Source organism: Streptomyces sp. NPDC058279, assembly GCF_042881255.1.
In the GTDB taxonomy this organism is placed as follows: domain Bacteria; phylum Actinomycetota; class Actinomycetes; order Streptomycetales; family Streptomycetaceae; genus Streptomyces.
Genome location: NZ_JBHVYA010000006.1, coordinates 264,634 through 287,854, shown reverse-complemented (window position 1 = coordinate 287,854; position 23,221 = coordinate 264,634). Strand labels below are relative to the sequence as shown.

Below are 23,221 nucleotides of genomic sequence, written 5' to 3'. Positions count from 1 at the left end.
TGATCGTTCCGGGGCCGGACGAGGTGGCAACGGGACCGTTGGCGCCCGCATCACGTGAAACGGACCGCAACTCCCCGCAATAGGCCCGGTTCTTTACGATAAGTCGTCAATTGCGCAGGTGGCACCGATCACCCTTTCGTGTGCTTTTCACCAAAGACCTCAAGGGTGATGGAGGCACAGCCGACAAAGGATTCGTGAGTACCCTTGCGCACACCATGATGACCGCCGCCCGCCACGCCGACTCCGGTCTCGCAGGCCCGGGCGAACTCGACCGCTACCCCTTCGCGGAGACCCCCGGGTCCGACCGGGTCGGCCCACCCCACTGGGAGGGCGCCGACGTCGAGTTGAGCCGCGTGGGTCGCCGCGCGGCAGGCAGCCGGGGCCGCGGACTGCACGGCCAACTCGTCCAGCAGCTCGGCCAGATGATCGTCTCCGGCGACCTCGGCGCGGACCGTCCACTGGTCCCCGAGGAGATCGGCCAGCGCTTCGAGGTCTCGCGGACGGTCGTCCGCGAGTCACTGCGCGTCCTGGAGGCCAAGGGCCTCGTCAGCGCCCGACCGAACGTGGGCACCCGGGTCCGCCCGGTCGCCGACTGGAACCTGCTCGACCCCGACATCATCGAGTGGCGGGCCTTCGGCCCCCAGCGCGACGACCAGCGCCGCGAGCTCAACGAGCTCCGCTGGACCATCGAACCGCTGGCCGCCCGCCTCGCCGCCGGTCACGGCCGCCCCGACATCCAGCAGCGCCTTGCCGACATGGTCGAGATCATGGGGCACGCCCTCGGCCAAGGCGACGCGATCACCTTCGCCCGCGCCGACAACGAGTTCCACGCCCTGCTGATCCAGGTGGCGGCCAACCGCATGCTGGAGCACCTCTCCGGCATCGTCTCCGCCGCCCTCCAGGTCTCCGGCAGCCCGGTCACCGCCTGCGACCGGCCCAGCGAGACCTGTGTCGCGCACCACGCCCGCATGGTCGAGGCGCTCGCGGCCGGAGACGCCTTGGGTGCCGAGAACGCCATGCGCCAGCTGCTCACCGTGCACCCGGAGGTCGAGCGCGTGGTCCCGGCCCCGCGCGAGCACTGACAGGGCTTCGCGCGGGGGCGCGGGGGTTCACCACGAGTCGCCGGGCCCGGTGCGGGCCCGGCGACACCGGTGTGAGGGCCCGTACGGCCGTCCCCCACGACCGCCCTGGCGCCGGTACGGGCGGACCTGGCACAGCGCTCCGAAGTGCGCGTATGGCCGTATGACCGGCATTGCCGTAAAAGTGGTGTGACTCGGACCACGAAGATTGGGCGTAACGCTCCGCGACGTCACGCGATGACTTAAGAGGTGATGGCCGACGGAGGGAAGACAGCAGCCCTTGCGGGTGCTGTGCAGCTCCCCGGCCCCTGCCCGCGCCCCCGGCCCATCCCCAGTCGGTGGTCGTCGGCCACGGTCCAGCACCACCAGGCCGGGGTCGGAAGCCGTTCCCATCGTTCCGAGAGGTTGTTCGTGTCGGCCAGCACATCCCGTACGCTCCCGCCGGAGATCGCCGATTCCGAGTCTGTGATGGCGCTCATCGAGCGGGGCAAGGCCGAGGGGCAGATCGCCGGCGATGACGTGCGTCGGGCCTTCGAGGCTGACCAGATTCCTGCGACCCAGTGGAAGAATGTTCTGCGCAGCCTCAACCAGATCCTCGAGGAAGAGGGTGTGACGCTGATGGTCAGTGCCGCGGAGTCGCCCAAGCGCACCCCCCGCAAGAGCGTCGCAGCGAAGAGCCCCGCCAAGCGGACGGCGACCAAGACCGTAGCCGCCAAGGCGGAGGCCGCGCCGGCCGTCGCGCCCGCGGCACCGGACTCCGCCCCGGCCGAGCCGGACACCGCCGAGGCCCTGCCGGAGGAGCCCGGAACCGAGACGGTCGCCAAGAAGACCACGGCGAAGAAGGCGGCGGCCAAGAAGACCGCCCCCGCCACGAAGGCCACCGCCAAGAAGACGGCGGCGAAGAAGGCGGCGGCCAAGAAGGACGCGGACGAAGCCGACGAGGAGACCCCGGAGGAGGGTCCCGCCGCCAAGGCCGAGTCCGAGGAGGAAGAGGACGGCGGCGAGGCCAAGGGCTTCGTCATCTCGGACGACGAGGACGACGCCCCGGCCCAGCAGGTCGCCGTGGCCGGCGCGACCGCCGACCCGGTCAAGGACTACCTCAAGCAGATCGGCAAGGTCCCCCTCCTCAACGCCGAGCAGGAGGTCGAGCTCGCCAAGCGGATCGAGGCCGGCCTGTTCGCCGAGGACAAGCTGGCGAACTCGGACAAGCTGGCGCCCAAGCTCAAGCGCGAGCTGGAGATCATCGCCGAGGACGGCCGCCGTGCCAAGAACCACCTGCTGGAGGCCAACCTCCGTCTCGTGGTCTCCCTCGCCAAGCGCTACACGGGTCGCGGCATGCTGTTCCTGGACCTGATCCAGGAGGGGAACCTGGGCCTGATCCGCGCCGTGGAGAAGTTCGACTACACCAAGGGCTACAAGTTCTCCACGTACGCGACCTGGTGGATCCGGCAGGCGATCACCCGCGCGATGGCCGACCAGGCCCGCACCATCCGCATCCCGGTCCACATGGTCGAAGTGATCAACAAGCTGGCCCGGGTGCAGCGCCAGATGCTCCAGGACCTGGGCCGCGAGCCCACCCCGGAGGAGCTGGCGAAGGAACTCGACATGACCCCGGAGAAGGTCATCGAGGTCCAGAAGTACGGCCGCGAGCCGATCTCCCTGCACACTCCGCTCGGCGAGGACGGGGACAGCGAGTTCGGTGACCTCATCGAGGACTCCGAGGCCGTGGTCCCGGCCGATGCCGTCAGCTTCACGCTCCTGCAGGAGCAGCTGCACTCGGTGCTGGACACCCTCAGCGAGCGCGAGGCGGGCGTGGTGTCGATGCGCTTCGGCCTGACCGACGGGCAGCCGAAGACGCTGGACGAGATCGGCAAGGTCTACGGGGTCACCCGTGAGCGCATCCGCCAGATCGAGTCCAAGACCATGTCGAAGCTGCGCCACCCCTCCCGCTCGCAGGTCCTGCGCGACTACCTCGACTGAGCGGCCGGCACACGGACGGCGGTAGGGCGGCGCCGGTGGTCGCGCGGGTGCGCACGGCCACCGGGCATCCCACTCTGGGTGGAGTCATGCACACCCGGAGTCAGGAGGCCTCATGCGTCGTTTCTTTGCCCGTGTCCTGTCAGGGGCGTTGACGCTGGCGGCGGGAGCGGCCGCGGCGCATCCGGCCCAGTTGCCCCGGGCTGCCGCGGACGGCGTGGTGATCGGCGGTCAACCGGTGAAGGTGGCCGACAGCCCGTGGGTCGTGGCCCTGGCCAGCCGTGACCGGTTCGGGGGTACGCGGGGCGGTCAGTTCTGCGGCGGAGTCCTCGTCGCCCCCGCCACGGTCGTGACCGCGGCCCACTGCCTGGGACGGCAGGTGCTGGGCGGGCCCGTCGAGGCGGTGCCCGACCTGCGGGTGATCACGGGGCGTACGGAGCTGCGGGCGTCGGACGGACGCGAGATCGCCGTACGGTCGGCCCGGGTGAACCCGGAGTACGACCCCAAGAGCAACGCGGGGGACATCGCGGTCCTGGAGCTCGCCGAAGCCGTGCCGGCCCACCATGTGCTGCCCATGGCCGGAGCGGGCCACCCGGCCTACGAGCCGGGCACCCGGGCGGCCGTGTACGGCTGGGGCGACACGAGCGGGTTCGGGGACTACGCCTACGGGCTGCGCGCGGCCCACGTCACCGTGCTGTCCGACGAGGTCTGCTCGAAGGCGTACCCGGGTGACGCGGACGGGCAGTACCGGCCCGAGTCCATGGTGTGCGCGGGGGAGCAGGAGGGCGGCAAGGACGCCTGTCAGGGCGACAGCGGCGGCCCGCTCGTCGCCCAGGGGCGGCTCATCGGCCTGGTGTCCTGGGGGAGGGGCTGCGGGCGTGCCGACAGTCCGGGGGTGTATACCCGGATCGCCGCGGTGGCCGGCTTCGTGAGCAGCCCCCAGAGGGCCGCGCGTCCGGCGCCCGAGGAGCGGACCGCCATGGGCCCGCCGAGGGCTTCAGCGCGTCGTCCAGGCCCTCTCGAAGGGCTGTGAGGACGGTTGCGGGCTGCCGTTCCCCGCGCGAGGAAATGAGGACGGGCGGCTCCCCCCGGGTCTCGGGGGGAGCCGCCCGTCGACCGGCCTGGCCGGTCCTGGCTCGTCGGATGCGAGGGTAGGCCGGTGTCAGCGGTCCTCGGTGTCGGCGGCATTGGCAGCCGGAGCGGACGTAAGCCGCTCGGTCTCATCCTGTATTTCCGCGGCGATCTTCTTGAGTTCCGGCTCGAACTTACGCCCGTGGTGGGCGCAGAAGAGCAGTTCACCGCCGCTCAGCAGGACGACGCGCAGATATGCCTGGGCGCCGCAACGGTCGCATCGGTCAGCGGCCGTCAGCGGGGTCGCGGGTGTCAGAACAGTAGTCACGTCGCCTCTTCTCTAGCTCGACGAGCTGTCGTACCAGGGTCAACATCCAACCAGGCCGAAAACGTTCCCGCTCGCGGCTTTCTTTCGAAACTTCCTTCCGAAGCTGGCCGGCTGTTGCCGGTTGGCGGCGAAGGAGCCGTATTGCGTTGCTTTACGGTTTCGCGTTGTCAGTCGTTCGCTTGTTGCGGTTCCATCCTCCCCCGACATGAGCGCCGGGTTGTTCATGAGGACGTGCCCGAACCCTAAATGGTTCATGCGTGGAAGGGAACGTGATGTTTGCGTCACCCCCACGGGGGATCGAACATCCGTGCGGATCTGCACTAGGGTGGGGAAGTGGCGGGGGTGGTGTTGCATCGGCTCTACCAGGCTCTCGGTACCCTCTGACGGGCGACCGGGCCACCCCCGCGCCCCACCAGGCCAGAAAGAAATTCAGCGAGGAGCGAACTGCGTGACCGCCGACACGTCCGTGCCTTCCAGCGCGCTGCTGTCCGGAGCAGACCGGGACGGCTCCAACTACACCGCGCGGCACCTGCTCGTCCTCGAAGGTCTTGAGGCCGTCCGCAAGCGCCCCGGCATGTATATCGGCTCGACCGACAGCCGGGGCTTGATGCACTGCCTCTGGGAGATCATCGACAATTCCGTCGACGAGGCCCTGGGCGGCTACTGCGACCACATCGAGGTGATCCTCCACGAGGACTCCTCCGTCGAGGTCCGGGACAACGGCCGCGGCATCCCCGTGGACGTCGAACCCAAGACCGGCCTCTCCGGCGTCGAGGTCGTCATGACCAAGCTGCACGCCGGCGGCAAGTTCGGCGGCGGCTCCTACGCGGCCTCCGGCGGCCTGCACGGCGTCGGCGCGTCGGTCGTCAACGCCCTCTCCGCCCGACTCGACGTGGAGGTGGACCGCGGCAGCTCGACGCACGCGATCAGCTTCCGCCGCGGCGTACCCGGCATGTTCACCGAGCAGGGCCCCGACAGCCCCTTCGACCCCGCCAACGGCCTGCGCAAGATCAAGCGGATCGCCAAGGGCAAGACCGGCACCCGGGTCCGCTACTGGGCCGATCGCCAGATCTTCCTCAAGGACGCCCGGCTCAACCTGGAGACGCTCTACCAGCGCGCACGCCAGACGGCCTTCCTCGTCCCCGGTCTGACGCTCGTCGTCCGCGACGAGCGAGCCATCGACGGCGCGGGCAAGACGGAAGAGGTCTTCCGCTTCGACGGGGGCATCAGCGAGTTCTGCGAGTACCTCGCCCAGGACAAGGCCGTCTGCGACGTACTGCGGCTGACCGGCACGGGGACCTTCAAGGAGACGGTCCCCGTTTTGGACGACCGCGGTCACATGACCCCCACCGAGGTCACCCGCGAGCTCGGCGTCGACATCGCCCTGCGCTGGGGCACGGGGTACGAGACCAACGTCAAGTCCTTCGTGAACATCATCGCCACGCCCAAGGGCGGCACCCACGTCTCCGGCTTCGAGCGGTCGGTCGCCAAGACCGTCAACGAGGTGCTGCGCTCGGCGAAGCTGCTGCGCGTCGCCGAGGACGACGTGGTCAAGGACGACGCGATGGAGGGCATGACGGCGGTCGTCACCGTCCGCCTCGCCGAGCCGCAGTTCGAGGGGCAGACCAAGGAGGTCCTGGGTACCTCCGCGGCCACCCGGATCGTCGCCGCCGTGGTCGCCAAGGAACTGAAGGCGTTCCTGACCTCCACCAAGCGCGACGACAAGCAGCAGGCACGCTCCGTGATGGAGAAGATCGTCGCGGCCGCCCGTACCCGGATCGCGGCCCGCCAGCACAAGGAGGCGCAGCGCCGCAAGACGGCGCTGGAGTCCTCCTCGCTGCCGGCCAAGCTGGCCGACTGCCGCAGTGACGACGTCGACCGCAGCGAGCTCTTCATCGTCGAGGGCGACTCGGCCCTCGGTACGGCCAAGCTCGCCCGGAACTCCGAGTTCCAGGCGCTCCTGCCGATCCGCGGCAAGATCCTCAACGTCCAGAAGTCCTCGGTCTCGGACATGCTCAAGAACGCCGAGTGCGGCGCGATCATCCAGGTGATAGGAGCCGGGTCGGGCCGGACCTTCGACATCGACGCCGCCCGCTACGGCAAGATCGTCCTGCTCGTCGACGCGGACGTGGACGGCGCGCACATCAGGTGCCTGCTGCTCACGCTCTTCCAGCGGTACATGCGGCCGATGGTCGAGGCGGGCCGGGTCTTCGCCGCCGTGCCACCGCTGCACCGGATCGAGCTCGTCCAGCCGAAGAAGGGCCAGGACAAGTACGTCTACACCTACTCGGACAACGAGCTGCGCCAGACCCTGCTGGAATACCAGCGCAAGAACATCCGGTACAAGGACGCCATCCAGCGCTACAAGGGCCTGGGCGAGATGGACGCCGACCAACTGGCGGAGACCACCATGGACCCCCGGCACCGGACGTTGCGTCGGATCAACATCGGCGACCTGGACTCCGCCGAGTCGGTCTTCGACCTCCTCATGGGCAACGAGGTGGCGCCCCGCAAGGAGTTCATCACCGGCTCCGCCGCGACCCTGGACCGCTCGCGCATCGACGCCTGAGTCGACCGCGGTGGGCGACGGATCGCGGCACGCCGGCGCCCTTCACTCGTTCGGCGTCACCTGAATGAGTGAAGAGCGCCGGTAGGGCAGTCCGGAAAGCCCCCATTGCCCACATCCTTGTGGCGCGCGGCCAATGCGGTCGCGGACAAGGAGAGTTCGGTGGACAAGCACGAAGGTCGTGATGCCGGAACGATCCGGCTGGACGACCCCTGGTACGACGCGTTGGCGGTCGGCTGGGGTGAGGGCGCCGCGACGGATCCCGCGCGCCCGCCGGCCGGTGACCGGCCCGCGCCGGGACCGTCCGACATCTACCTCGAGGTGCAGCGCAGCGCGGCCTTCCAGGAAGTGCGAAGCCGCTACCGGCAGTTCGTCGTCCCCGCGACCGTCGGCTTCTTCCTCTGGTACGTCGCGTACGTGGTCGCCGCCACCGCGGCGCCCGATCTGATGGCCCGGCCCGTCATCGGCGCCGTCAACGTGGCCCTGCTCGCCGGCCTCGCCCAGTTCCTCAGCACCTTCCTCCTGACCTGGGCCTACGCCCGGCACGCGCGGCTGCGCCGGGACCGGGCCGCACTCGATCTGCGCTGGACGGTCTTCGAGCAGGAACGGGGCCAGGAGCGGAACCGGGCTCACGGGGAGGGCAGTTGAGCACCGAGCACCAGACCCTCGCGCTGATCCTGTTCAGCGTCTTCATCGCGATCACCCTGGGCATCACCACCTGGGTCAGCCGCAACCGACACGGCTCCGCCGAGGAGTTCTACGCCGGAGGGCGGCTCTTCTCCCCGCTGGAGAACGGGTTCGCCATCGCGGGCGACTACATGTCGGCCGCCTCCTTCCTCGGCATCTCCGGCCTCATCGCCCTGTTCGGCTACGACGGCATGCTGTATTCGGTGGGGTTCCTCGTCGCATGGCTGGTGGTCCTCTTCCTCGTCGCGGAACTGGTGCGCAACTGCGGGCGTTTCACCCTCGCCGACGTGGTCGCGGCCCGGATGAGCCGGCGCCCGGTGCGGATCGCCGCCGGCGCCTCCTCGGTCGTCGTCTCCGTGCTGTACCTCGTCGCGCAGATGGTCGGCGCGGGCAGTCTGGTGGGGCTGCTGATCGGGGGCTCGGGCGCCGCCGCCAGGACCCTGACCGTGATCGGCGTCGGCGCGCTCATGGTGGTGTACGTGTCGTTCGGCGGCATGCGGGCCACCACGTGGATCCAGATCGTCAAAGCCGTGCTGCTGATGGGCGGCGCGATCACCCTGACCGTGCTGGTGCTGCTGCGCTTCCACGGCGACGTCAACCAACTGCTGACCAGCGCCGCCGAACGCAGCGGACACGGCGCCCGGTTCCTGAGCCCGGGTCTCAAGTACGGGGCGGACTGGACCGCCCGCTTGGACTTCATGAGCCTGGGTCTCGCTCTCGTGCTGGGCACGGCCGGTCTCCCGCACATCCTGTCCCGCTTCTACACCGTGCCGACGGCGCGGGCGGCACGCCGGTCCGTCGTCTGGGCCATCGCCCTGATCGGCGCCTTCTACCTGATGACCATCGTGCTCGGGTTCGGGGCGGCCGCGCTGCTGGGGCCCGACCAGGTCCGTACGTCCAACGCCTCCGGGAACACGGCGGTTCCGCTGCTCGCGGGATTCCTGGGCGGGGGAACCGATTCCACCGGGGGCGCGGTGCTGTTCGCCTTCGTCGCCGCGATCGCCTTCGCGACCATCCTCGCGGTGGTCGCCGGGATCACCCTCGCGTCCTCGGCCTCCGTGGCGCACGACCTGTACGCCTCGCTCAAGCGCCGCCACGGCCGGCAGCGCGGTGAGGTGGCGGTGGCCAAGGTCGCGGCCGTCGGGATCGGGGCGGTGGCGATCGCTCTGGGGCTGCTGGCCCAGGACCTGAACGTGGCGTTCCTGGTCGGGCTGGCCTTCGCGGTGGCCGCGTCCGCGAACCTGCCCGTGCTGCTGTACTCGCTGTTCTGGCGCGAGTTCACCACGCGGGGAGCGGTCTGGTCCGTGTACGGGGGGTTGGTGCCGGCGGTGCTGTTGGTCGTCCTGTCGCCCGTGGTGTCCGGCAGTGCACAGTCCCTGTTCCCCGGGGTGGACTTCCAGTACTTCCCGCTCCAGAACCCCGGGATCGTCTCGATCCCGCTCGGCTTCCTCGCGGGCTGGCTCGGCACGCTCACCTCGTCGGAGGCGCCGGACGCGGCGAAGCACGCGGAGACGGAGGTCCGGTCGCTGACCGGTGCGGGCGCCGTGTGACCCGGTTACGCCCCCGGGCCGGGTTCCTGAGGGCGCCAGGTGTAGCGGTGTTCGGGGCGCCCGGTCTCGCCGTAGCGCAGGGCGAGCGTGACCCGGCCGGAGCGGTCCAGCAGCTTGAGGTAGCGCTGGGCGGTCTGGCGGCTGATGCCCGCGCGGTCGGCTATCTGCTGGGTGGACAGGGGCCCGGCGGCGGTGCGCAGGACCTGGCGGACCAGTTCGGCGGTGGTGTGCGAGTGGCCCTTGGGGAGGTCGTTGGGGCTCTCGGCAGCCGCGAGGGCACCGAAGAGGCGGTCCACCTCCGCCTGTTCGGCCTCGCCACCGGCCGCCAAGGCGTGTCGCAGCGCTCCGTACGCCTCCAGCCGGGCGCGCAGTCCGGCGAAGGTGAAGGGCTTGACGAGGTATTGGAGGGCGCCGAGGCGCATCGCCGCCTGGACGGTGGCGAGGTCGCGGGCGGCGGTGACCATGATGACGTCGGTGCGGTGGCCGTGCTGGCGCAGGCGACGCACCAGGTCCAGGCCGTTCTCGTCGGGAAGGTAGTGGTCGAGGAGGACAAGGTCCACCGGATGGCAGTTCAGGAACTCCATTGCCTCGGCCGCCGAATGGACGTGGGCGGCCACCCGGAACCCAGGAACCTTCGCCACGTACGCCGCGTTGATCAGGGCAACACGCACGTCGTCGTCGACGACCAATACGTGCATCGGGGACTCGTTCATCGCAGGGCCTCCGGGAGTACGACGGAGAATTCCGCCCCTCCGTCCGCTGTCCCGCCGGCCCGGACCGCGCCGCCCTGCCGCTCCGCCAGGCGGCGCACCAGAGCGAGCCCCAGTCCGCGCTCGCGGTGGGCGGAGGGCTGCTTGGTCGACCAGCCCTCGGTGAAGATCTCCTCGCTACGGCCGGCGGGGATGCCGGGACCGCTGTCCCGGACGTGGAGCACCGCCGAGCGGCCTTCGGCGCGCAGCTCGACCTCGACCCAGGGCGCTGCCGAGCCGACGGCCGCGTCCAGGGCGTTGTCCACCAGGTTGCCCGTGATGGTGACGAGGCCGCCCGGATCGACGAGGCGGTCCGGGAGCGAGGTGCGGTCGGCGAGGCGCAGGGAGACGCCCCGCTCGGCGGCGACCGCCCCCTTGCCCACGAGGAGGGCCGCCAGCAGCGGATCGCGGACCCTCTCCGTGACCTCCTCGGCGGTGCTGCGGTGCACACCGGCGACCTCGGTCACGAACTCCGCCGCCTCGTCGTGGAGGCCGAGCTCCAGCAGGCCGAGGAGGGTGTGGAGCCGGTTGGCATGCTCGTGGTCCTGCGCGCGCAGGGCCTCGATCAAGCCCCGGGTGGAGTCGAGCTCCCGGGCCAGGTGCTCCAGCTCGGTGCGGTCGCGCAGGGTGGCGACGGCGCCGCCGTCCTCGGTGGGCATCCGGTTGGCGACCAGCACCCGGGAGCCTCGGACCGTGAGCAGGTCGCGGCCGGTGACCCGGCCGGCGAGGACATCGGTGGTGCGGCCCGCGCCGAGTACGTCGTCCAGCGCGCGCCCCGCCAGGGCGTCGACGGAGTGCGGCGAGAGGCCGAGCAGTCGGGCGGCTTCGTCGTTGACCAGGCGGACCCGGTCGTCGCGGTCGAGGGCGATCACGCCTTCGCGGATGGAGTGCAGCATCGCCTCACGCTCGGCGAGCAGGGCGGAGATGTCGGAGAAGGCCAGATCGCGGGTCTGGCGCTGGATCCGGCGGGACAGCAGGTAGGCGGCGAGCGCCCCGACCGCCAGGGCGCCGCCCGCGTAGGCGAGCAGACCCGGGATGGCCCCGATCAACCGGTCCCGGACGCTGTCGTAGGCGATGCCCACCGACACCGCGCCGACGATCTCCCCGTCGGCGGCCACCAGCGGGACCTTGCCGCGAGCCGAGCGGCCCAGGGTGCCCTCGTCGATCTCCATGACCTCGCGGCCCGCGAGGGCCTCACCCGGGTCGGTGGAGACCGGTCGCCCGATGCGGTCGGGGCTGGGGTGGGAGTGGCGGATGCCGTTCAGGTCCACGACGACGACGTACTCGGCGCCCGTGGCCCGGCGGATCCGCTCGGCCGACGCCTGCACCGGGCCGTCCGGGGTCGGGGCGGAATCCAGCAGGCCCGCTGCCAGGGCGGGATCGGCCGCCGCGCTCTGGGCGATCGCGAGGGCCCGGCGCATGGCCTGGTCGTCGAGCTGCGCGCCGAGCGGCGCCAGGAACAGCCCGGTGGCCAGGACCGCGACCCCGGCCGCGATGGCGAGCTGCGTCAGCAGGATCTGGGAGACGGCCCGTCTGGGCAGCCCGAGGCGCCGAGCGCAGGTGGGGAGGAACCGCATGGGTAGCACCGTAGGTCGGCTTTCGGCCAAGCGGAATCCTCGGGAGGCGTCGGGTCCGCGCCGTCGCGGAGCGATGGAGTCGCCGCCGGGGGCGTGGGTGGGACCGGCGCGCGGGGTCGGCCCGAGCCTGCCGTGGCCTCCCGTCAGGGCAGGGACCGGGGCGGGCGGGGGCCGTTGTAGTGGCCGCTCGGACGCATGCGCAGGGGCCGCTCTTGGTACTCCTCCAGCGCGTGCGCGATCCAGCCCGCCGTCCGGGACACCGCGAACACCGTCTCGCCGGCCTCGGCGGGCATGCCGTACGACACCGTCAGCACGGCCACCGCCAAGTCGACGTTGGGGTACAGCCCGGCGCCGTGGCGGGCCATCACCTCGGCCACGTCCCGGGCGGCCGCCAGCGCACGGGACGCCTCCGGCAGCTGCTCCAGCCGGGCGAAGAGCGCCCCCGCGCGCGGGTCCTCGCCCCGGTACAGCCGGTGGCCGAGGCCCGGCACCCGGCGCCCCGACCGCAGGTACTCCGCCACCACCGGTGCGGCGCCACCCCGCTCCAGGACCTCCGCCAGCATCCGGTGCGCGAGCCGTCCCGCAGCTCCGTGCAGGGGCCCTTCGAGCGCGCCGAGTCCGGCCGAGACCGCCGCGTACGGGTGGGCCCGGGCCGAGGCCGCCACCCGGACGGCGAGGGTCGAGGCGGCCAAGTCGTGGTCGGCGAGCAGGGCCAGCGCCAGGTCCAGCACGGCCAGGGCGTCCGGATCGGGTTCCCGCGCGGTGAGCCGGGACCACAGGCGCCGGGCCAGTCGGACGTCACCGCCCCACTGGGCCGGGCCCACCTCGGGGAGCGCGCCGACCAGGGTCGGGATCAGGCAGCGCGCGGAGCCCAGTACGGCGGTCTCGGACAGGTCGAAGCGCAGCGGATCGACCACTGCCGCTGCCGCGACCGCCACCCGGAGGCGGTCGACGGGACCGCTGTGCTCGGGCAGCGCGGCCACCGAGCGGCGGGCGGCGGCCAGGGTCTCGGGCGGGGCGGTGAAGCGGGCCCCCGGGGCCGGGGTTCCCGTCCAGAGCCACTCGGCGACCTCCTCGTAGGGGTGCCGTGAAGCCAGCTCCACCGCGTCCACGCCGCGAAAGTAGTACCGGTCGTCCTCGATCAGGGTGAGGGAGGTCCGGACGGAGAGTTCCCCGGTGGCGGGCGCCGGACCGGCCGCCTCGCGCCGGTTGCGCCGGGCCAGGGCCTCGACCTCGTGCGCGTCGAAAGTGCTGCCGCGTCCGACCGGATCGCGACGGCTGGTCAGCTGCCCCCGGCTCACGTACGCGTACACCGTCGCGGGCTTCACGCCGAGTGCTTCCGCCGCCTGCCGGGTGGTGAGCCGTCGCTCGCCTTCCGCCTGCTCGTTCATGATGGACACCCTACATATATTGATTCAATCAATATTGACAGGGATTGAATCCATGATGGATGGTCGATCCATGAACTCCACCGTCGAAGTACCCCGCGGACTCGCGGGAGTCGTGGTCACCGAGACGCAGCTCGGCGACGTCCGAGGCCGCGAAGGCTTCTACCACTACCGGCAGTACTCCGCCGTCGAACTCGCCACGAGCCGCGGCTTCGAGGACGTGTGGCAGCTGATGTTCCGGGGCGCCCTGCCCGAGGACGCCACCGAGCGCGCCGCCTTCGCCGCCGAGATCGCCCCGCTGCGCCACCTGCCGGCCGCGGTACGCGACGCCCTGCCGGCCCTCGCCCGCGCGACCGCTCTCTCCGGCCCGCTCGCCGGACTGCGCACCGCGCTCTCCCTGCTCGGCGCCTCCGCCGGCTTCCGGCCCGTCTACGACCTGAGCCCCGACCGCCGGGCGGCCGACGCGCTCGCCGCCTGCGCCGCCGTGCCGACCCTGCTCACCGCCCTGCACCGGCTCGGACAGGGCCTGGAGCCGGTGGACCCGCGTGACGACCTCCCGTACGCCGCCAACTACCTGTACATGCTGACCGGCCGGGAGCCCGAGCCGGCCAAGGCCCGCGCGGTCGAGCAGTACCTGATCTCCACCATCGACCACGGCTTCAACGCCTCCACCTTCACCGCCCGCGTCATCGCCTCCACCGGCGCGGACGTCGCGGCCTGTCTGACCGGGGCGATCGGGGCGCTGTCCGGGCCGCTGCACGGCGGCGCCCCGAGCCGGGCCCTGGACACCCTGGACGCGATCGGCACGGCGGACCGCATCGATCCGTGGATCCGCGAACGCGTGCTCGCCGGGGACCGGATCATGGGCTTCGGCCACCCCGTGTACCGCACCGAGGACCCCCGCTCCCGGATGCTGCGTGACATCGCCCGGCAGTTCGGCGGCCCCCTCGTGGACTTCGCCATCGAGGTCGAACGGCACGTCGAGCAGATCCTCGCCGAACTCAAGCCGGGCCGGGAGCTGCACACGAACGTGGAGTTCTACGCGGGCGTGGTCATGGAACTGTGCGGGCTGCCACGCGAGATGTTCACCCCGACGTTCTGCGCGGCCCGGGTGGTCGGCTGGAGCGCTAACATCCTCGAACAGGCCGCCGACTCGAAGATCATCCGCCCGGCCGCCCGCTACAGCGGACCCACCCCGCCCGAGCCGGTTCCCACGCTCGACTGACTACGATCGGTCGGGTGCACCCGACATCACCGACCGGCGGTCAGCCCGGCCGCAGCGTTCCCACCATCCCCGTGGTGGTCCTCGCCGGATTCCTCGGATCCGGCAAGACGACCTTGCTCAACCATCTCCTCGCGCACCGCGGCGGCACCCGCGTCGGAGTCGTCGTCAACGACTTCGGCGCGATCGAGATCGACGCGATGGCGGTCGCCGGACAACTCGGCGACTCGATGGTTTCCCTCGGGGGCGGCTGCCTGTGCTGCGCGGTCGACGGAAGCGAGCTGGACGCGTACCTGGAGAAGCTCTCCGCGCCCGCCCACCGGATCGACGTCATCGTCATCGAAGCGAGCGGGCTGGCTGAACCGCAGGAACTGATCCGGATGCTGATGGCCTGCGAGAACCCGGCGATCCGGTACGGCGGGACGGTGGAGGTCGTGGACGCGGCGGAGTTCGGGGCGACGCGGGCGAAGCACCCCGAGATCGACCGCCATCTCGGGGTCGCGGACCTGGTGGTCCTCAACAAGACCGACCGGATCGACGCAGCCGAGCGCTCCCGCGTCGAGATCGGGTTGGGCACGCTCTGCGCGCCCGGCACCCCGGTGGTGGCCGTCGACCACGGCCGGATCGACCCCGAACTGCTCTTCGACCGCCGTCCCTGGAGCGAGACGCGGGGGCAGCTCTCCTTCGAGGACCTGCTGGCGGGGGACGCGGCGGACGCGGACGGCCACGAGGGGGACGCGCACGCCAGGCACGTGCACGCCTCCTACGAAAGCGTGGAGTTCGTCTCCGAACAGCCCGTGCACCCGCGCCGGTTCATGGACTTCCTCGACAGCCGGCCGGCCGGTCTCTACCGGATCAAGGGCTTCGTCCACTTCGGCGTCCCCGGGCACGAGGAACGCTACGAGATCCAGGCGGTGGGCCGCTTCCTCCGCTTCGCCACCGCCCCCTGGGAACCGGGCGAGCCGCGGCTGACCCGGCTCGTCCTGATCGGGTCCGACATGGACGCCGGCGCGCTCCTCCGCGAACTGGAGGCGTGCCGCGAGCCGGAGCCGCGGCGGGTGAACCCCGAGAGCATGTGGGGCGTCCTGCGGTACGTCGCCCGGCCCGCGCGGCACGACGACGTCGAAGACCACCCGGACGCGGACCCGGACGCGGACGCGGACCCGGACGAGGAGGCGGAGGCGGGTTAGGCGACCTCGATGCCGAACTCGCCCAGGAGGGCTTCCAGACCACCCCGGTAGCCCTTGCCGCCGATCACGAACTTCCAGTCGCCGCCCGGACGGCGGCGGAAGGAGCCGAGCACCAGAGCGGTCTCCCCCGCCCGGCCGTCGGAGACCTCCAACTGGTCGAGTTCCTGCCCGGCGGCGTCGAGGAGCCGGATGCGGGCCTCGGTGAAGCCGGCGAGATCGGCGTGCGGATCGACCTCGGGGTCGATCGCGGCGACGAGCACCAGCCGGTCGGCGCGCTCCGGCAGGGCGTCGAAGTCGACCTCCACCGCGGCCTTGTCGGGCGCGGTGTGCGCTCCGGTCCGGACGGAGCCGTCCGGGGTCCGACGGTTGTTGAAGAAGACGAAGTGGTCCTCGCTCAGCACCCGGCCGCCCGCGCAGACCAGCGCGCAGACATCGAGTGCGACGGCGCCCGACCAGGACATGCCGAGGACGTTGTACGCCGCCGGGTCGCCCGTCGGCGCGGATGGGCCCGGGGACGCGGAGGAGGAGGCCGATGCGGGCTCGGCCGCCACCCGCGCCGTGGCCCCGCCGCCGTCACCCAGACGCCCCCGTAGACCGTGCTGGTGCAGCAACGCCACGAGCTCGGTCCCGGGAACCAACTCCAGCGGCTTGCCGTTGGCAAAGGTGTACGACCCCGGCCCGAAGGACGCGGTGGTGACCAGCACCCCCTTGTTCGCCCCCCTGTCCTGCACCGTGCCGTACAAGTCCCGCACCGCCGTCGGCGGGACCGTGTTCCGGTAGCGCTTGACCTGGACGACGATCCGCCCGCCCCGGATCGGCGTCGGGTCCAGCGCCTCCACGTCCACACCGCCGTCACCCGACCGCTGTGTGGTCACCGCTTCCATGCCCATCGCCCGGAACAGTTCGGCGACCAGGTTCTCGAAGGCGATCGGGTCCATCGTGAACAGGTCGGGCTCCTCCTCGCCGTCGCCCGCGTGCCCGCCGTGGCTGACCACACCTCCGACCTCGCCGGGCCTGCGCCCCGGCCGTATCCCCGCGGGCTGGTCCGGCCGGGCCGACAACTGCCCGCCCAAACCGTCGATCAGACAGTCCACCGCGCTCACCTGCTCCAGGCGCAAGCCGGCGAAGGCGTCGCGCTCGGCCCGCACGGTGGCCAGGACGATCTGCGCCTCCCGCCCGGTCACCGGATCGTGGTCGTCCACGAACCCGTTGACCACCACCGAGTCCAGCGCGCAGAACTCGTCCGCCGCGTACAACTCGCGCAGCACCAGCAGCACGCACTGGGCCAGCAGGTCCCGGTACAGCGCCCGCCGCTGGGTGACCGGCCGGGCCGTCTCCTTGTCCTGGTCCGTACTCGGCACGTACCGGACCGCCTTGGTCTGCGGAACCACCTCGTAGCGCGGCAGCTCCCAGTCCAGTACGAGCTGGCGGGCGCCCCGGTCGTACGCCGCGGACACCTGCCTCGGCAGTTGATCGGGCCAGGCGGCGGAGGCGTACAGGGCGGCCGAGAAGTACTCGACCGCGGCTTCGGCGTCGCCGGCGCGCAGGGCGGCGGCCAGCTCGTCCAGCCCGCGGTTGTGCGCACGGATCGCGGCCAGCTGCGCCGCCGCCCAGGCGTCGTACTGCCGCCGGTTCTCGGCGAGCTGCTGTTGGCGCCGCGTCTCCGCCGCCTGAGCCTTCTGTCGGGCCCGCGCGTACTGGGCCTGCTCCTCGCGTTCCGCCTGCACCCGCCGAAAGGAGCCCAGCGCCATGCCACTGCTCTGCTGCTGGAACTGCTCGATGCGGGGTATCGCCACCGGGTGGGCCAGGGGACCGGGACGGAACGGTTCGAGCACCTCGCTCCGCACCAGCGAGGCCATCCGGAACGCCGTCGCTCTACAGCCCGCGGCAAGCAGGTTCCGCAGCGCCGCGACCTCGGCCTCGATGCTCTCCGTGCGGCGCCGCGCCTCGACTTCGCGATGCTGCCGGTAGGCGGCCTGCTGCTCGCGCTCGCCCCGGCTCACGTCCCGGTCCCACGCCCGTCGACGGCGCTCCGCCTCGCGCTGCTGGATCAACTGCGTCCGCTGCTGCCTGCGCTGAGCCTCGGCCCAGTCGCCGATCATCCCACCCGACTGACGGCTCATCAGCATTCCCCCGCCCCCACCACACAAGCATCAACGGGAAAACACTAGTCGGCATTCGGGTGGTACGTCCCCCCTCCGCACCACCCGAACCGACCGCTTCCGTTACAGCGCGCCGCCGGCCAGGGCCGCGACCGCGGCGGGCAGCGCCGTGCCGGAGCCGTCCCGGCGCGGGTCGACGGCCGGCAGCTCGGCCGGCGCGCCGCCGGCCGTCGCCGCGCGGACCGGGGCATTGCCCGCCCAGGCCAGCGTCAGCACGTCCTCGCCCTTGAGGAACCGCTGGCAGCGCACCCCGCCGGTGGCCCTGCCCTTCCTCGGGTACTGGTCGAACGGGGTCAGCTTCCCGGAGACGACCGAGTCGTCGAGCGTGCCCTGGGAGCCGGCCACGGTGAACACCATGGCCTCGCGCCCCGGGTCCACCGCCGAGAAGTGGATCACCTTGGCGCCTTCGGAGAGCTTGATGCCCGCCATACCGCCCGCCGGGCGGCCCTGCGGACGCACCTGGGCCGCCGGGTAGCGCAGCAGCTGGGCGTCGTCGGTGATGAAGACCAGGTCCTCCTCGCCCGTGCACAGCTCGACCGCGCCGACGATCCGGTCACCCTCCTTGAGGGTGATGACCTCCAGCTCGTCCTTGTTCGCCGGGTAGTCCGGCACCACCCGCTTGACCACGCCCTGCTCGGTGCCCAGCGCCAGGCCCTGGGAGGACTCGTCCAGCGACAGCAGGCAGACCACCTGCTCGTCCGCCTCCAGGCCCGACAGGAACTCGGTGACCGGGGCGCCTCCGGCCAGGTTCGGCGCGGTGTGGGTGTCCGGCAGCTGCGGCAGGTCGATCACCGACAGCCGCAGCAGCCGTCCGTAGGACGTGACCACGCCGACCTCGGCCCGGGCCGTGGCGGTGACCTGCGAGACGATCAGGTCGTGCTTGGCGCGGGGGCCGTCCTCCGCCGGCGGCAGCGGTTCGGCGGTCACCGTCCGCGCGAGCAGGCCGGTCGAGGACAGCAGCACCCGGCAGGGGTCGTCCGCGACTTCCAGCGGAACCGCCCCGACCGCCGTGGCCCCGGACTCCAGCAGGACCGTACGCCGCTCGGTGGAGAACTTCTTCGCGACCGCGGCCAGTTCGGCGGAGACGAGCTTGCGCAGCTCGCTGTCGGACTCGAGGATCCCGGTCAGCTCGTCGATCTCGCCGGTCAGCCGGTCGCGCTCGGACTCCAGCTCGATCCGGTCGAAGCGGGTGAGTCGGCGCAGCGGGGTGTCCAGGATGTACTGGGTCTGGACCTCGCTCAGCGAGAAGCGCTCGATCAGCCGCTCCTTGGCCTGCGCGGAGTTGTCGCTGTCCCGGATGATCCGGATGACCTCGTCGATGTCGATGAGGGCCACCAGCAGGCCCTCGACCAGGTGCAGGCGGTCGCGCCGCTTGCCCCGACGGAACTCGCTGCGCCGCCGGACGACCTCGAAGCGGTGGTCGAGGTAGACCTCCAGGAGTTCCTTGAGGCCGAGCGTCAGCGGCTGCCCGTCGACCAGCGCGACGTTGTTGATGCCGAAGGACTCCTCCATCGGCGTCAGCTTGTAGAGCTGTTCCAGCACGGCCTCGGGGTGGAAACCGTTCTTGATCTCGATGACCAGGCGCAGGCCGTGGGAGCGGTCGGTGAGGTCCTTGACGTCGGCGATGCCCTGGAGCTTCTTCGAGCCGACCAGGTCCTTGATCTTCGCGATGACCTTCTCGGGGCCGACCGTGAAGGGCAGTTCGGTGACGACCAGGCCCTTGCGGCGGGCGGTCACGTTCTCCACGGCCACCGTCGCGCGGATCTTGAACGTCCCGCGGCCGTTCTCGTAGGCGTCCTTGATGCCGGACAGGCCCACGATCCGTCCGCCGGTCGGCAGGTCGGGCCCCGGCACGAAGCGCATCAGCGCCTCCAGGTCCGCCTGCGGGTAGCGGATCAAGTGCCGGGCGGCGGCGATGACCTCGCCCAGGTTGTGCGGCGGCATGTTGGTGGCCATGCCGACCGCGATCCCGGAGGCGCCGTTGACCAGCAGGTTCGGGTAGGCGGCGGGCAGCGCCACCGGTTCCCGCTCCTGGCCGTCGTAGTTGGCGGTGAAGTCGACGGTGTCCTCGTCGATCGACTCCGTCATCAGTGACGTGGCGTCGGCCATCTTGCACTCGGTGTAACGCATGGCGGCCGGCGGGTCGTCGTTGCCGAGCGAACCGAAGTTGCCGTGGCCGTCGACCAGCGGCAGCCGCATCGAGAAGGGCTGCGCCATGCGCACGAGGGCGTCGTAGATCGACGCGTCACCGTGCGGGTGCAGCTTGCCCATGACCTCGCCCACGACACGGGCGCACTTCACGTACCCCCGGTCGGGGCGCAGGCCCATCTCGTTCATCTGGTAGACGATGCGGCGGTGCACCGGCTTCATGCCGTCACGGGCGTCCGGCAGGGCACGGGAGTAGATCACCGAGTACGCGTACTCGAGGAAGGAGCCCTGCATTTCGTCGACGACGTCGATGTCGAGGATCTTCTCCTCGAAATCCTCCGGCGGCGGGGTCTTCGTGCTGCGGCGGGCCATCGCTGCGCGGCTCCTTAACCAAGAAAGGTGTGCTCGGGGTCTGACGGTGTGGCGGTCGGTCTGTGCGCGGTCGGTCGGTGTGTCGGCTGACGGTCGGGCGGTCGGGCGGTGTGACGGTCGGGCTCTGGTGGTGATCGGTCCGGCGGGTACGTATCGGGTCTGTCGGTCCGGCCGAGGGGTCCGGCCGGGCGGCCGACCGGTTTCGGCCGGTGCTGACGCGGACCATTGTGGCCCGTGGCACCGACAACGCCGACTCCGACCCCGGGGTGCCCCCGGACGGAGTCGTGGGGAACCCGGGAACTTCTCCGGTCGCCGACGCGCTTGCATACAGTGGCAGGTCTGACAGAAATCTCTGCATCGCGATCGAAGGGACCACATGCCCATGGGTCACACGGCCACAGCTCAGGCCGGCTCCGGCGGCCTGACAGCGACCGAGCACCGGCTGGCCAACGGCCTGCGCGTGGTGCTTTCCGAGGATCACCTGACTCCGGTCGCCGCCGTCTGCCTCTGGTACGACGTCGGCTCCCGCCACGAAGTCAAGGGGCGGACCGGTCTGGCTCACCTCTTCGAGCACCTGATGTTCCAGGGCTCGGCGAGCGTACCGGGCAACGGGCACTTCGAGCTCGTCCAGGGCGCCGGCGGTTCGCTCAACGGCACCACCAGCTTCGAGCGCACCAACTACTTCGAGACGATGCCCGCCCATCAGCTGGAGCTCGCGCTGTGGCTGGAGGCGGACCGCATGGGCTCGCTGCTGGCCGCCCTGGACGAGGAGTCCATGGAGAACCAGCGCGACGTCGTCAAGAACGAGCGCCGCCAGCGGTACGACAACGTCCCGTACGGCACGGCGTTCGAGAAGCTGACCGCCCTCGCCTACCCCGAGGGCCACCCGTACCACCACACGCCCATCGGCTCGATGGCCGACCTGGACGCCGCGTCCCTGGAGGACGCCCGCGCGTTCTTCCGTACGTACTACGCGCCGAACAACGCCGTCCTGTCGGTCGTCGGCGACATCGACCCCGAGCAGACGCTCGCCTGGGTGGAGAAGTACTTCGGCACCATCCCCGCCCACGACGGCAAGCAGCCGCCGCGTGACGGCTCGCTGCCCGAGGTCATGGGCGGCCAGCTCCGCGAGGAGATCGTCGAGGAGGTCCCGGCCCGCGCGCTGATGGCCGCCTACCGGCTTCCGCACGACGGCACCCGCGAGTGCGACGCCGCCGACGTGGCGTTGACCATCCTCGGCGGCGGCGAGTCCTCCCGCCTCCACAACCGCCTGGTCCGGCGCGACCAGAGCGCCGTCGCGGCGGGCTTCGGCCTGCTGCGCCTCGCGGGCGCGCCCTCGCTGGGCTGGCTGGACGTGAAGACCTCCAGCGGGGTCGAGGTGCCCGCCATCGAGGCGGCCGTGGACGAGGAGCTCGCGCGGTTCGCCGCCGAGGGCCCGACGGCCGAGGAGATGGAGCGGGCCCAGGCGCAGCTGGAGCGCGAGTGGCTGGACCGGCTGAGCACGGTGGCCGGCCGCGCCGACGAACTGTGCCGCTTCGCGGTCCTGTTCGGCGACCCGCAGCTCGCCCTGACCGCGGTCGGGCGCGTCCTCGACGTCACCGCCGAGGAAGTGCAGGCCGTCGCCGCGGCCCGGCTGCGGCCCGACAACCGCGCGGTGCTCGTGTACGAGCCGCTCAGCGGAGAGTCCGACGCGTCCGACGAGTCCGACGAGATCGACGACACCCAGAACGAAGGGGCGGAGCAGTGAGCGACACCGCAGCCGTCACGATGACCCTCCACCCGCAGCCGCAGGCCGGCGAGGCCAAGCCCTGGGCCTTCCCGGCCCCCGAGCGCGGCGCGCTGCCCAACGGCCTGACCGTGCTGCGCTGCCACCGCCCGGGGCAGCAGGTCATCGCCGTCGAGATCAACCTCGCCGCACCGCTGGACGCGGAGCCCGAGGGCCTGGACGGCGTGGCCACCATCATGGCCCGCGCCCTGTCGGAGGGCACCGACAAGCACTCCGCCGAGGAGTTCGCCGCCGAGCTGGAGCGCTGTGGCGCCACCCTCGACGCGCACGCCGACCACCCGGGCGTCCGGGTCTCCCTGGAGGTCCCGGCCTCCCGCCTGGCGAAGGCCCTCGGCCTGGTCGCCGAGGCGTTGCGGGCCCCCGCCTTCGCGGACGGCGAGGTCGACCGACTGGTGCGCAACCGGCTCGACGAGATCCCGCACGAGTTGGCCAACCCCCAGCGCCGCGCCGCGAAGGAGCTCTCCAAGGAGCTCTTCCCGTCCGCACTGCGGATGTCCCGGCCCCGCCAGGGCACCGAGGAGACGGTGGCCCGGATCGACTCCGCCGCCGTACGGGCCTTCTACGAGGCCCACGTGCGCCCCTCCACCGCCACCGCGGTGGTCGTCGGCGACCTGACCGGCATCGACCTGGACGCGGTCCTCGCGGACACCCTGGGCGGTTGGACCGGCGGCAACGCCGAGCCGCTGCCCGTCCCCCCGGTGACGGCCGACGACACCGGTCGCGTGATCATCGTGGACCGGCCGGGCGCGGTCCAGACGCAGCTGCTGATCGGCCGCATCGGCCCGGACCGGCACGACCGGGTCTGGGCGGCCCAGGTGCTCGGCACGTACTGCCTGGGCGGCACCCTCACCTCGCGGCTGGACAAGGTGCTGCGCGAGGAGAAGGGCTACACCTACGGGGTGCGCGCGTTCGGCCAGGTGCTGCGCTCCACCGCCGACGGCAAGGGCGCCTCGATGCTCGCCATCAGCGGCTCGGTGGACACGCCCAACACCGGTCCGGCGCTGGACGACCTCTGGACGGTGCTGCGCACCCTCGCGGAGGGCGGTCTGACCGACGTCGAACGGGACGTCGCCGTACAGAACTTGGTGGGCGTGGCCCCGCTGAAGTTCGAGACGGCGGCCTCGGTCGCGGGCACGCTCGCCGACCAGGTGGAGCAGGAACTCCCGGACGACTACCAGGCGCGGCTGTACGCGCAGCTCGCCGCGACCGGCACGGTGGAGGCGACCTCGGCGGTCGTCGCCGCGTTCCCGGTGGACCGGCTGGTCACGGTCCTGGTGGGCGACGCGGCCCAGATCGCGGAGCCCGTACGGGCCCTCGGGATCGGTGAGGTCACCGTCGTCACCAACTGACCTGGCTTTACTCGCCTCTT

General features: G+C 71.6%; 16 protein-coding genes. 10 read left to right on the top strand and 6 right to left on the bottom strand.

What is annotated here, in order from left to right; all coding sequences use genetic code 11:
- Window positions 1–194 precede the first annotated feature (194 nt).
- The 3 genes from ACFVXJ_RS14950 (at window position 195) to ACFVXJ_RS14940 (ending at window position 4,089) form a co-directional block, all read left to right on the top strand.
- A complete protein-coding gene (locus ACFVXJ_RS14950; RefSeq protein ID WP_389662114.1) occupies window positions 195–1,082 on the top strand; it encodes a FadR/GntR family transcriptional regulator in 888 nt (295 codons plus the stop codon).
- A gap of 408 nt (window positions 1,083–1,490) precedes the next feature.
- A complete protein-coding gene (locus ACFVXJ_RS14945; RefSeq protein WP_389662113.1) occupies window positions 1,491–3,059 on the top strand; it encodes an RNA polymerase sigma factor in 1,569 nt (522 codons plus the stop codon).
- A gap of 112 nt (window positions 3,060–3,171) precedes the next feature.
- A complete protein-coding gene (locus ACFVXJ_RS14940) occupies window positions 3,172–4,089 on the top strand; it encodes a S1 family peptidase (RefSeq protein ID WP_389662112.1) in 918 nt (305 codons plus the stop codon).
- Between the two features lie 129 nt (window positions 4,090–4,218).
- Here the strand turns inward: ACFVXJ_RS14940 and ACFVXJ_RS14935 are convergent, their stop codons facing one another.
- Window positions 4,219–4,455 (bottom strand): hypothetical protein, encoded by a 237-nt coding sequence (locus ACFVXJ_RS14935; protein WP_030239625.1) that lies wholly within the window; start codon window positions 4,453–4,455, stop codon window positions 4,219–4,221.
- Between the two features lie 448 nt (window positions 4,456–4,903).
- Here ACFVXJ_RS14935 and ACFVXJ_RS14930 point away from each other — a divergent pair, with 448 nt between their 5' ends.
- The 3 genes from ACFVXJ_RS14930 (at window position 4,904) to ACFVXJ_RS14920 (ending at window position 9,258) form a co-directional block, all read left to right on the top strand.
- Window positions 4,904–7,024 (top strand): type IIA DNA topoisomerase subunit B, encoded by a 2,121-nt coding sequence (locus ACFVXJ_RS14930; RefSeq protein ID WP_389662111.1) that lies wholly within the window; start codon window positions 4,904–4,906, stop codon window positions 7,022–7,024.
- A 159-nt stretch (window positions 7,025–7,183) separates the two neighbouring features.
- Window positions 7,184–7,669, top strand: coding sequence for a DUF485 domain-containing protein (locus ACFVXJ_RS14925; RefSeq protein ID WP_389662110.1), 486 nt, complete (start codon window positions 7,184–7,186; stop codon window positions 7,667–7,669).
- Window positions 7,666–9,258 carry a cation acetate symporter gene (locus tag ACFVXJ_RS14920; protein WP_389662109.1) on the top strand — a complete coding sequence of 531 codons (1,593 nt, stop codon included), beginning with the start codon at window positions 7,666–7,668 and terminating at the stop codon, window positions 9,256–9,258. Before ACFVXJ_RS14925 ends, ACFVXJ_RS14920 begins: the two co-directional genes overlap by 4 nt.
- A 5-nt stretch (window positions 9,259–9,263) precedes the next feature.
- Here the strand turns inward: ACFVXJ_RS14920 and ACFVXJ_RS14915 are convergent, their stop codons facing one another.
- The 3 genes from ACFVXJ_RS14915 to ACFVXJ_RS14905 all read right to left on the bottom strand — a co-directional run bounded on the left by ACFVXJ_RS14915 (window position 9,264) and on the right by ACFVXJ_RS14905 (window position 12,975).
- Window positions 9,264–9,971 carry a response regulator gene (locus ACFVXJ_RS14915; protein ID WP_389662108.1) on the bottom strand — a complete coding sequence of 236 codons (708 nt, stop codon included), beginning with the start codon at window positions 9,969–9,971 and terminating at the stop codon, window positions 9,264–9,266.
- Entirely contained in the window at window positions 9,968–11,584 is a 1,617-nt protein-coding gene (locus ACFVXJ_RS14910) for an ATP-binding protein (RefSeq protein ID WP_389662107.1), read from the bottom strand. Before ACFVXJ_RS14910 ends, ACFVXJ_RS14915 begins: the two co-directional genes overlap by 4 nt.
- 143 nt (window positions 11,585–11,727) lie before the next feature.
- Window positions 11,728–12,975: a citrate synthase gene (locus ACFVXJ_RS14905; protein ID WP_389662106.1), complete on the bottom strand. Its 1,248-nt coding sequence runs from the start codon at window positions 12,973–12,975 to the stop codon at window positions 11,728–11,730.
- 70 nt (window positions 12,976–13,045) lie between these two features.
- On the opposite strand from ACFVXJ_RS14905, the gene ACFVXJ_RS14900 reads away from it, so the two are divergent.
- Together ACFVXJ_RS14900 and ACFVXJ_RS14895 are read left to right on the top strand one after the other, a co-directional pair.
- Entirely contained in the window at window positions 13,046–14,197 is a 1,152-nt protein-coding gene (locus ACFVXJ_RS14900; protein WP_389662105.1) for a citrate synthase/methylcitrate synthase, read from the top strand.
- A 14-nt stretch (window positions 14,198–14,211) separates the two neighbouring features.
- The gene (locus ACFVXJ_RS14895) at window positions 14,212–15,384 is read left to right on the top strand and encodes a CobW family GTP-binding protein (RefSeq protein WP_389662104.1); all 1,173 of its coding nucleotides are present in this window, start codon (window positions 14,212–14,214) and stop codon (window positions 15,382–15,384) included.
- Here the strand turns inward: ACFVXJ_RS14895 and ACFVXJ_RS14890 are convergent.
- Window positions 15,381–17,507, bottom strand: coding sequence for a restriction endonuclease (locus tag ACFVXJ_RS14890; RefSeq protein ID WP_389662103.1), 2,127 nt, complete (start codon window positions 17,505–17,507; stop codon window positions 15,381–15,383). The genes ACFVXJ_RS14895 and ACFVXJ_RS14890 overlap by 4 nt on opposite strands.
- Before the next feature lie 102 nt (window positions 17,508–17,609).
- Window positions 17,610–20,066, bottom strand: a complete 2,457-nt coding sequence (locus ACFVXJ_RS14885; RefSeq protein ID WP_389662102.1) for a DNA topoisomerase (ATP-hydrolyzing) subunit A — start codon at window positions 20,064–20,066, stop codon at window positions 17,610–17,612.
- A gap of 376 nt (window positions 20,067–20,442) precedes the next feature.
- Between ACFVXJ_RS14885 and ACFVXJ_RS14880 the strand changes: the two genes are divergently transcribed.
- Window positions 20,443–21,813, top strand: coding sequence for a M16 family metallopeptidase (locus ACFVXJ_RS14880; RefSeq protein WP_389662101.1), 1,371 nt, complete (start codon window positions 20,443–20,445; stop codon window positions 21,811–21,813).
- A 20-nt stretch (window positions 21,814–21,833) separates the two neighbouring features.
- Complete coding sequence (locus ACFVXJ_RS14875) at window positions 21,834–23,201, top strand: M16 family metallopeptidase (RefSeq protein ID WP_389662183.1); 1,368 nt, start codon at window positions 21,834–21,836, stop codon at window positions 23,199–23,201.
- Window positions 23,202–23,221 lie beyond the last annotated feature (20 nt).